Here is a 4395-nt window from a genome sequence, read left to right as displayed (position 1 = left end):
TCGTCCACCCGGGCCCTTCCCCCGGCTCCCGAGCAGCCGGGCGCTTCCGGCCGGGGCCGCACGGAGGAGGACCGCATGCATTCCACGGACACGCTCCCACCGAACCGAACGGTCACCGCCCCGGCCACGGCGCTCCGCGTTCTGGCCCGCGTCCTCCTGCGTCTCGTCCCGGCACTCGTGTTCCGGCTGCCGACCGCGCCGGCCGCCGGCCGGGGTGGCGCCGGCCCCCGCCGGGGTCCGGGGTCACCGTCGAAGCCGCCCCGGTCCATGGAGGACCGGCCGGCCCGCCGTCCGGATCGCGGCGGTGCCTCTCCGAGGGCTTCGCCAACTCGGCGAGGAAGTGATGGAGTTGACCCGACGGCATCTCAGCCGAGCCCGTCCGGCCCCAGAGGAGGAACCGCCGTGCCCCGCCCCTTCACCGTCGAGGACCACACCGCCCGGATGGCCCGTGCCACCGCCGAGGCGACCGCCGCCGGGCTGGCCGGCCTGGTCGTCGCCCCCGGCCCCGACCTGGCCTACCTGTGCGGCTACTCGCCCACCGCGATCACCGAGCGGCTGACCGCCCTCGTCCTCACCGCCGGGAACGAACCCGCCCTGGTGGTCCCCAAGTTGGAGCGGCCGGACGCCGAGAAGGCGGTCGGTGCCCCGGCCCTCCGGCTGCTCGACTGGTCCGACGGCGAGGACCCGTTCGCCACCGCCGGCCCCCTGCTCGACCCGGCCGGACGGTACGGCGTCTCCGACAACACCTGGGCACTGCACCTGCTCGGCTTCCAGGCCGCGCTGCCCCGCGTCTCCTTCACCTCGCTCACCGACAGCCTGCCGATGCTGCGCGCCGTCAAGGACGCCGAGGAGCTGGACCGCCTGGCCGCGGCCGGCGGCGCGGCGGACGCCGCCTACCGGCGCATCCTGGAGGTCGACTTCGCCGGCCGCCGGGAGACCGACGTGGCCGCCGACCTCGGCGCGCTGCTCATCCAGTACGGGCACAGCCAGGTCGACTTCACCGTGGTCGGATCCGGCCCGAACGGCGCCAACCCGCACCACGAGGCCGGCGACCGGGTCATCCGTACGGGTGACACCGTGGTGCTGGACTTCGGCGGCCTCAAGGACGGCTACGGCTCCGACACCACCCGGACGGTGCACGTCGGCCCGGACGTTCCGGACGAGGTGCGGAAGGTGCACGAGCTGGTCCGGCGGGCCCAGCAGACCGCCTTCGAGGCGGTCCGCCCCGGGGTCGCGTGCCAGGAGATCGACCGGATCGCCCGGCGGGTGATCACCGAGGGCGGGTACGGCGAGTACTTCATCCACCGCACCGGCCACGGCATCGGCACCACCACGCACGAACCGCCCTACCTGGTCGAGGGCGAGGAGCGGCCGCTGGTGCCCGGCATGTGCTTCTCGATCGAGCCCGGCGTCTACCTGCCCGGCCGGTTCGGGGTGCGGATCGAGGACATCGTCACCGTCACCCCGGCCGGCGGCCGCCGCTTCAACAACACCCCGCACGAGCTCGGCATCGTGGCCTGACCATGTCTGAGCGTGCGTCGAACCGGGTGCCGACCGAGTCGGCTGTTCTTACGATCCGGTCATATTTCACCCAGTGTCCTCCAAGCTTGAGTTGCTAGTTTCGGTGCGCATGACCAAGACCCTCCGTCCGGCCCCGCACCACGTGCGGGCCGGGCAGCCGCGCCCGGTGCCTCCGCCCCGACCCCGCGTGACGGGCTGGTCGAGACTCCGGTGGCTGGCCTGGCCGCTCTACCTGACGTTCTTCCTCTGGTTCCTGCGCACCGAGGGCATCCCCGCAGCCAACGACGTGCTGTTCCTCTGGCTGATCGCCGCCCTGCTGACCGCCGCCGTGCACAGCGGGCACGGCCCCCGCGGCTTCCTCCTGGTCCTGCGCGACTGGGTCCCGGTGATGGCCGTGGTGTGGACGTACTCGCTGCTGCGCGGCTACGGCGCGCACACCCCGTGGGCCCCGCACTGGCTGCCGCAGCTCCGCTTCGACGAGGCGCTCGGCCTCGGCGAGACCTGGACCGTCCGGCTCCAGCACGCCCTCTACACCTCCGGCTCGCCGCACTGGTACGACTACGCCGCGGTGGCCGTCTACCTCTCGCACTTCTTCGTCGTCTTCCTGCTGCTCGCGGTGCTCTGGCGGCGCGCGCACCACCGGTTCCGGCAGCTGCTCGCCTGCTACCTGACGCTCACCTTCGCGGGCTTCGCCACCTACATCCTCTATCCGGCCGACCCGCCGTGGCTGGTCTCCCAGGAGGGCAACCTGCCGCACCTGTCCCGGGTGGTCTGGGAGGTGATCTCGGTGAGCGGGCTGCCGCAGGCCGACTCGCTGCTGGAGAACGGCAGTCAGTTCGCCAACGACGTCGCCGCGATGCCCTCGCTGCACTCCGCCTACCCGGCGATGCTGCTCTTCTTCTTCTGGCCCACCGCCGAGCGCTGGCTGCGGGCGGTGCTGGTCGCCTACCCGCTCGCGATGACCTTCACCCTGGTCTACGGCGCGGAGCACTTCATCATCGACGTCTTCGTCGGCTGGGCCTACGCGGCCGCGGTGGTGTTCGGTCTGCGCCTGCTGCGCAACCGCCGCTCCGCTGCCGCGACTTCGGCTCCGGCTCCGGCTCCGGCGGAGGGCCCGACGGAGGCCCCGACGGAGGGCCGGGCAGACTTGGCCGGGTGAATCCGAGCGCACCGATGAAGCCCACCGCCGAGCAGCTGCTCGCCGCCAGGGACACCACCATCCCGGACGTCACCGGGCCCGGGCTGCGGGTGCTGTTCTGCGGCATCAACCCGGGCCTGTGGTCCGGCGCCACCGGTCACCACTTCGCCCGCCCGGGCAACCGCTTCTGGCCCGCCCTGCACCGCTCCGGCTTCACCGGACGCCAGTACCGGCCGGACGAGCAGCAGGAGTTGCTCGCACTCGGCCTGGGCATCACCAACGTCGCCCCGCGCACCACCGCCAAGGCCGACGAGCTGACCGCCGAGGAGCTGCGCGAGGGCGGCGCCGCGCTGCGCGAACGGGTGCTGCGGCTGCGCCCGCGTGTCCTGGCCGTGCTCGGCATCGGCGCCTACCGGACGGCCTTCGGGCAGCGCCGGGCCGCGCTCGGGCGACAGCCGGAGGGCATCGGCGACACCGAGGTGTGGGTGCTGCCGAACCCCAGCGGCCTCAACGCCCACTACACCCTGGACGGGCTGGCCGAGGAGTTCCGCACGCTCCGGGAGGCCGTCGAGGACCGAACCGTCGGGAGCTGAGCCGCCGGGGCCCGGGTCGTCGGGGGCCGGGTCGTCGGGGGCCGGACCGCCGACAGCCCGGCCGGCAGCGGCAGTTCGCGCAGCTCGCGGATCAGCGCCCGGACGGCGGCCGTCCCGGCCAGCTCGGGCGTGGCGACGTACCCGACGGAGCGGCTCGGCGGCTGCGGTCCGAGGTCGGTGACGGCGAGGCCGGCCGGGGCGCCGAGCAGCGCCGTCCGGGGCATGATCGCCATGCCCAGGCCCTGGGCGACCAGCGAGACGGCCACCGTGTCGTCCTCCACGTCCACCGTCGCGGGCGGGATCCAGTCCTGCCGCCGCCACCAGTCCCGGGTGTACGAGCCGCAGTTCTCGTCCCAGTCGACCAGCGGGAGCTCGCGCGGCGCCGGGTGGCCCTGCGGGTGCGCGAGCGCGGAGCGCCTGCGCGAGGCCGCTCCCGAGGGGCTGCACGTCTACCTGGACAACGTCGGCGGCGACCACCTGGAGGCCGCCATCGGCGCCCTGCGCGACCACGGCCGGATCGCCTGGTGCGGCGCGGTCGCCCAGTACAACCGGCTCGGGAACCCGCCGGCCGCGCCGTGCAACCTGTTCGACGTGGTCGGGAAGAGCCTGCGGCTGGAGGGCTTCCTGGTCCGCAACCACCTCGACGCCCGGCCGGAGCTGTACGACTTCCTGGTCCCGCACCTGCGCTCGGGCGCCGTCGTCCCGGACGAGACGGTCGTGGACGGCTTCGACCGGGTCGTGGACGCCTTCCTCGGCATGCTGCGCGGCGCCAACACCGGCAAGATGCTGGTCCGGATCGCCGACTGACCGGGCTCGGCCGACCCCGACCACGCGCTCACCCCGGCAGTACGGCCAGTTCGAGCGCGGCGAGCCGGGCCGGGTCGGCCACCACCTCGTAGCCGGCCACCCGGCCGTCCGCGACCGCCACCCGCAGCACCAGCCGCAGCCGCCCGTCCGGGGCGATCAGGATGCCGGGCTCCCCGTCCACCAGGGCCACCGCACCGTAGCGGGCCCGGCGGCCGAAGACCGTGGTCTCCCGGGCGACGGCCTGCGCGCCCCGGGCCACCAGGGCCCGGCCGGGCCCCAGGGCCGCCGGATCGGCCCGCCGCACCACGTCCGGGGCCAGTACGGCCAGCAGGTCCG

At 74.4% G+C, this 4395-nt stretch carries 3 protein-coding genes and 3 pseudogenes; 4 read left to right on the top strand and 2 right to left on the bottom strand.

Annotation, left to right across the window (positions count from 1 at the left end):
• The first annotated feature begins 441 nt into the window (after positions 1 to 441).
• The 3 genes from KS423_RS39490 (at position 442) to mug (ending at position 3252) form a co-directional block, all read left to right on the top strand.
• Entirely contained in the window at positions 442 to 1521 is a 1080-nt protein-coding gene (locus KS423_RS39490; protein ID WP_224284551.1) for an aminopeptidase P family protein, read from the top strand.
• 109 nt (positions 1522 to 1630) lie between these two features.
• Complete coding sequence (locus KS423_RS39485; protein WP_224284549.1) at positions 1631 to 2680, top strand: phosphatase PAP2 family protein; 1050 nt, start codon at positions 1631 to 1633, stop codon at positions 2678 to 2680.
• Positions 2681 to 2694: 14 nt separating this feature from the next.
• On the top strand, positions 2695 to 3252 hold the full coding sequence (gene mug / locus KS423_RS39480) for a G/U mismatch-specific DNA glycosylase (RefSeq protein WP_224284550.1): 558 nt from the start codon (positions 2695 to 2697) through the stop codon (positions 3250 to 3252).
• Between the two features lie 77 nt (positions 3253 to 3329).
• Here mug and KS423_RS39475 read toward each other — a convergent pair.
• Positions 3330 to 3662: pseudogene (locus KS423_RS39475) on the bottom strand (LysR family transcriptional regulator substrate-binding protein); the annotation flags it as partial.
• Between the two features lies 1 nt (position 3663).
• Between KS423_RS39475 and KS423_RS39470 the strand changes: the two are divergent.
• A pseudogene (locus tag KS423_RS39470) lies at positions 3664 to 4059 on the top strand (zinc-binding dehydrogenase); the annotation flags it as partial.
• Positions 4060 to 4087: 28 nt separating this feature from the next.
• Here the strand turns inward: KS423_RS39470 and KS423_RS39465 are convergent.
• Positions 4088 to 4395 (bottom strand): annotated as a pseudogene (locus KS423_RS39465) (RNA polymerase subunit sigma-70); the annotation flags it as partial.

This window comes from Streptomyces sp. LS1784, from assembly GCF_020103755.1.
GTDB lineage: Bacteria > Actinomycetota > Actinomycetes > Streptomycetales > Streptomycetaceae > Kitasatospora.
Note: the sequence above shows the minus strand (reverse complement) of the source record. Positions and strands in the feature narration are given on the sequence as shown.

Excerpts from the sequence above, each read along its gene's own strand:
- KS423_RS39490 (WP_224284551.1), top strand. The coding sequence starts at position 442 with ATGGCCCGTGCCACCGCCGAGGCGACCGCCGCCGGGCTGGCCGGCCTG.
- KS423_RS39485 (WP_224284549.1), top strand. The coding sequence starts at position 1,631 with ATGACCAAGACCCTCCGTCCGGCCCCGCACCACGTGCGGGCCGGGCAG.
- mug (WP_224284550.1), top strand. The coding sequence starts at position 2,695 with ATGAAGCCCACCGCCGAGCAGCTGCTCGCCGCCAGGGACACCACCATC.